The sequence below is a fragment of the Suttonella ornithocola genome (assembly GCF_001889065.1).
GTDB lineage: Bacteria > Pseudomonadota > Gammaproteobacteria > Cardiobacteriales > Cardiobacteriaceae > Suttonella_A > Suttonella_A ornithocola.
This window is the reverse complement of sequence record NZ_LWHB01000165.1, coordinates 1-4,707: the sequence shown is the minus strand read 5'-3', so window position 1 is coordinate 4,707 and position 4,707 is coordinate 1. Positions and strand designations below refer to the sequence as shown.

Here is a 4,707-nt window from a genome sequence, read left to right as displayed (position 1 = left end):
CTGTTACCTAGAGTTACCAAAAACAGTGTAATTGTCATGGACAATGTCCGCTTTTCATAAACGCAGTGATATTCAAGCAATCATTGAAGAGCATGGGCATGAGATAGTTTGGTTACCCCCTTATAGTCCAGACTTAAATCCTATTGAAAAGATGTGGGCTTGGATTAAGCAAATACGCAAAGAATGGCGGATGGATTGTATTGATACTTTATGCTTTTATCTGCTTTGGATTGGGTTGAGTTTTAGATGATTGCACTATATAGCTAAATGTCTTTAACTCGCATACAGCGTTAGCTAGTTTTGCCGGACTGATGTTGGCTGTCTGTGATTCGTCAGTTTGTATGTAAGCTAAACCCGTTCAGCTATATAGATATGTATTGATTCAAAATAAAGAAGGTTGACTTTGTTTAAACGATTCAATTAACCCACTATAACTCACACCAACTAAACGCACCGGCAATTGTCTAGGGCTATCTTTATATAAGCGAGTAATCCATTCCTTCGCACTATCCTCATGTAAAAAATATGGGCTAACGCTATGGCTACGGGTGATTTGGCTAAAATCAGAATATTTCACTTTTATCGTGACCGTTTTTGCATAACAATTTCTTTGTGCCAACAGGCTAAACGCCTTATAATTTTGTAAAAAAAGCGCTTCGATAATATCTTTATCATCTTTTAAGTCATAAGCAAAAGTTATTTCAGAGCCAATACTTTTGCGTATTCGCTTTGATTTAACCGCTCTTAAATCTATTCCACAAGCAACTTGATAATAAAATAAACCCTTTTTACCAAAATGTTGAATGAGTAGCTTTTCTCCAGCTGCTCTCAACTCCTTACCTGTACCAATCCCCAAACCATGCATTTTTAGTGCTGTAGATTTCCCAATGCCATGAATTTTCTCTATCGGTAATGCTGCAATAAAAGCTTCTGCTTGCTCAGGTAAAATAATATGGATACCGTTTGGTTTATTAACATCTGAAGCAATCTTTGCAAGCATTTTGTTATAAGACACACCAGCCGATGCCGTTAATCCAGTAAGTTGAAAAATATCCCGCTTTAGCGCTTTTGCAATCAACGTCGCCGAACCTTTTTGATAAGTACTTTCACTGACATCTAAATACGCTTCATCAAGAGATAGCGGTTCTACCAAAGGTGTGACTGCATAAAATAATTGACGAATGTCTTCGCTAATCTGCCTATATACCTCAAATCTGGGTGGAATAACAATGGCTTGAGGACATAATCTTAAAGCGTAAGCGGTTGACATCGCTGAGCGAACACCATATTTGCGCGCTTCATAGCTACAAGTTGCCACAACTCCGCGCCTTTTAGGATTTCCACCAACAATAACTGGTTTGCCTCTTAAACTAGGATTATCTCGCTGCTCTATCGCTGCATAATAAGCATCCATATCTATATGGATAATCTTTTTTATCATAATCCTATGATAATAATTTTAATCATGTTACGCTTTATCTATAAAACTATAATTTATTGAGGAGAGTATGGCTATTATTCGAGCACTCGTCATTATTTCTGGGTGTCTATCTATCGCAGAACTCATTATCTATTTTACTCATTGGAAATTACCGCTAAGTATTTTAGGGCTATTACTATTATTTTTTCTACTAAAAAAAACAGTGGGTAAAAGTAGAATGGGTTCGACCTGTTTCAGATCATTTACTTCAGCATCTTATGCTGCTACTTATTCCTCCTTGTGTGGCATTAGTTGATTATTTGGATATTATTGGCAAAGACTTTTGGGCAATTACAATCAGTACCATTAGTAGCACAATACTAGTTTTAATCATTAGCGCACAAGTTCACACTTATTCAAGAAAAAGACAAAACAAATGAACTACCATTTTTTATCCTCTATTCCTTGGTTGCTTTTTCTATTGATTACCATTTACTGGTTATGTTTGATAGTACGCTCACGAACGGGCTGGGCAATTATCAATCCCGTTGTAATTGGAACAGCTACACTAATCATTTATCTCAAGCTAACACAAGTAAGCTATATAGAATTTGAACAAGCCGGAAGGCTGATCAGTTTCTGGCTGCAACCCGCAGTAGTTTGTCTAGCAGTGCCGCTGTATCAACAATGGTCAAAAATTAAAAAACAATGGATAGCAATCATTAGCGCTCAAGTTATTGGAAGTATTGTTGGTATTGTCTCTGGTGTGTGGTTTGCCTACTGGTTGGGGGCTTCAAAAGAAATTAGCATGTCATTAGCTGCAAAATCCGTTACGATGCCTATCGCACTCGAAATTACCAAAGTAATTGATGGAATTCCTGCAATCGTTTCCGCTGGTGTCATTCTTGCAGGCGCATTAGGACAAAGCTTTGGTTATTGGTTACTTCATAGAAGTTGGATAAAAAATCCAATTTCCCAAGCTTTGGCGCAAGGTACAGGCTCTCATGCCATGGGTATTGCTGCTAGTCTAGACATTAGTAAACAATTTGCTGCGTATGCAACTGTTGGACTTATATTTAATGGTATTCTGACCGCATTTATTACGCCGTTTCTCATTATATGGATGGGATTTGGTCAATCATGAATGAGTAAGCCTTCATGTCTTTGAATACATAAATTTGATATGATAACCAACATCAGTTAAAAACAAAATGATAAAGTTTATATCCAAAGCACAAAAAATTTTATAAAATAATATAGTCAAATTTAACTCAACTAGGAGACACTATGAGTATTAAAGTCGCAATTAACGGTTTTGGTCGTATCGGTCGTTTGGCAATGCGTCAAATGACAAAAGTTGACGGACTAGAAGTCGTCGCAATAAACGACCTTACCCCCGCGGATATGTTAGTTCATCTATTCAAATACGATACAACTCAAGGTCGCTTCGATGGCACTGCCGAACTTAAAGGCGACAATATTGTTATCAATGGTCATGAAATTAAAGTTTTCTCTAAACCTAACCCAGAAGAGCTTCCATGGGGCGATCTTGGCGTAGATGTTGTATTAGAATGCACAGGCTTTTTTACCAGCAAAGAAAAAGCAGAATTACATATTAAAGCAGGCGCAAAAAAAGTCGTTATCTCTGCTCCGGGCGGTAATGACATCAAAACTGTTGTATTTAATGTTAACCACGACATTCTTGATGGAAGCGAAACCGTTATCTCTGGCGCATCTTGCACAACAAACTGCTTAGCGCCAATGGCAAAAGTTCTTAACGACCAGTTTGGTATCGTTGAAGGAATTATGACAACCATCCACGCTTACACTGGCGACCAAATGACACTGGATGCACCTCATCGTAAAGGTGATAAACGTCGCGCACGTGCTGCTGCTCAAAACATCGTTCCAAACAGCACTGGTGCTGCAAAAGCAATTGGTCTAGTTATTCCTGAGCTTAATGGCAAACTTGATGGTGCCGCACAACGTGTACCAGTAGCAACTGGTTCATTAACAGAACTTGTTACCGTCCTTGATAAAAATGTCACCAAAGATGAAATCAATGCTGCAATGAAAGCAGCTGCTAACGAATCTTTCGGCTATACCGAAGAAGAACTTGTTTCTTCAGACATCATTGGCATTGACTTTGGTTCATTATTCGATGCTACCCAAACAAAAGTAATGGATGTTAACGGTAAACAACTTGTTAAAACAGTAGCATGGTATGACAACGAAATGTCTTATACCAACCAACTTGTTCGTACACTTAAATACTTTGCTAGCCTAATTAAATAATTTAATATTAATTAGCCAATAAAAAAGCTACGCATTATGCGTGGCTTTTTTATTATCAATCACCTTAAGAGACCTTTGCAAAATTCCGTTTTACGTAAATTTTTACTACTATAGTCAACTTCCCAAAAATACATACAGCACTTAGAGATAGGATGCTGCTTTCAAAATAGATATTGAGTTAACGTTGTACGCATTTTTTGAGAAGTTGGCTATATACAAGCTAACCCCATTCAGCTATAGTAGAAAATAACGCCATGATTTTAATATATTTTTAAATTTCAAAATTCTCGTTGTTTTTTACAAAGGTCTCAAATTATCAGAACGCATTGAAAATGCAGGGCATCAAATCCTTTGGTTACCAGCCTACAGTCCAGACTTAAATCTGATTGAGAAGAAGTGGGCAAAAGTGAAATATAGTCAAATCAGCTAAAAAACAGAACGTTATCTACCGCCAGAATGGCTAGATAAGGGCTATAGGATGTTTTGTTTTTTAGCTGATCGCACTATAACGCATAAAAAAAGATTAACCAACATCCAAAAGCCGACACAGAGAAAAGAGAGCACTTTCAAGAACAAATAGTAGATAAGACCGCTCAAGACAAACCGATAGTCTATCTTGATGAATGTGGTTTTAAAGCCTTTGCTCATAGACCTTATGGCTACAGCACAAAAGGACAAGTTTGTCATGGAAGTGATAACTGGCATTTAAAGAACCAGAGCAATGCGATTGGAGCCATTATCAATGGAGAATTGTTTGCCTTACGCTTATATGATGGTTCTATTAACAGCGATATTTTCTCTCATTGGGTGAGAGAAGCACTGTTACCTGAGTTACCTAAAAACAGTGTAATTGTCATGGACAATGCCGCTTTTCATAAACGCAGTGATATTCAAGCAATCATTGAAGAGCATGGGCATGAGATAGTTTGGTTACCCCCCTTATAGTCCAGACTTAAATCCTATTGAAAAGATGTGGGCTTGGATTAAGCAAA

The 4,707-nt window shown here is 37.5% G+C and carries 7 protein-coding genes; 6 read left to right on the top strand and 1 reads right to left on the bottom strand.

The genetic code is table 11. The features are described 5' to 3' along the window. Positions 1-31: 31 nt before the first annotated feature. Entirely contained in the window at positions 32-250 is a 219-nt protein-coding gene (locus tag A5N85_RS11670; protein WP_249023967.1) for a transposase, read from the top strand. Positions 251-382: 132 nt separating this feature from the next. Here the strand turns inward: A5N85_RS11670 and dinB are convergent, their stop codons facing one another. Beyond that, positions 383-1,441, bottom strand: coding sequence for a DNA polymerase IV (gene dinB / locus A5N85_RS11665; RefSeq protein WP_072577375.1), 1,059 nt, complete (start codon positions 1,439-1,441; stop codon positions 383-385). A gap of 257 nt (positions 1,442-1,698) precedes the next feature. On the opposite strand from dinB, the gene A5N85_RS17350 reads away from it, so the two are divergent. From A5N85_RS17350 to A5N85_RS14745, 5 genes are all read left to right on the top strand, one after another. After that, complete coding sequence (locus A5N85_RS17350) at positions 1,699-1,860, top strand: CidA/LrgA family protein (protein WP_245935997.1); 162 nt, start codon at positions 1,699-1,701, stop codon at positions 1,858-1,860. Continuing rightward, the gene (locus A5N85_RS11655; RefSeq protein ID WP_072577374.1) at positions 1,857-2,564 is read left to right on the top strand and encodes an LrgB family protein; all 708 of its coding nucleotides are present in this window, start codon (positions 1,857-1,859) and stop codon (positions 2,562-2,564) included. The genes A5N85_RS17350 and A5N85_RS11655 overlap by 4 nt, the downstream gene beginning before the upstream one ends. A gap of 143 nt (positions 2,565-2,707) precedes the next feature. After that, positions 2,708-3,715, top strand: coding sequence for a type I glyceraldehyde-3-phosphate dehydrogenase (gene gap / locus A5N85_RS11650; protein ID WP_072577373.1), 1,008 nt, complete (start codon positions 2,708-2,710; stop codon positions 3,713-3,715). Positions 3,716-3,980: 265 nt separating this feature from the next. Further along, positions 3,981-4,145 (top strand): transposase, encoded by a 165-nt coding sequence (locus A5N85_RS17810; protein WP_084601771.1) that lies wholly within the window; start codon positions 3,981-3,983, stop codon positions 4,143-4,145. Positions 4,146-4,291: 146 nt separating this feature from the next. Next, positions 4,292-4,660 (top strand): transposase, encoded by a 369-nt coding sequence (locus tag A5N85_RS14745; protein WP_346243180.1) that lies wholly within the window; start codon positions 4,292-4,294, stop codon positions 4,658-4,660. The last annotated feature ends 47 nt before the right edge of the window (positions 4,661-4,707 follow it).

What these genes read in the sequence shown, in the direction of transcription:
- A5N85_RS17350 (WP_245935997.1), top strand. Translation starts at nt 1,699, where the DNA reads ATGCTGCTACTTATTCCTCCTTGTGTGGCATTAGTTGATTATTTGGAT.
- dinB (WP_072577375.1), bottom strand. Translation starts at nt 1,441, where the DNA reads ATGATAAAAAAGATTATCCATATAGATATGGATGCTTATTATGCAGCG.
- A5N85_RS11655 (WP_072577374.1), top strand. Translation starts at nt 1,857, where the DNA reads ATGAACTACCATTTTTTATCCTCTATTCCTTGGTTGCTTTTTCTATTG.
- gap (WP_072577373.1), top strand. Translation starts at nt 2,708, where the DNA reads ATGAGTATTAAAGTCGCAATTAACGGTTTTGGTCGTATCGGTCGTTTG.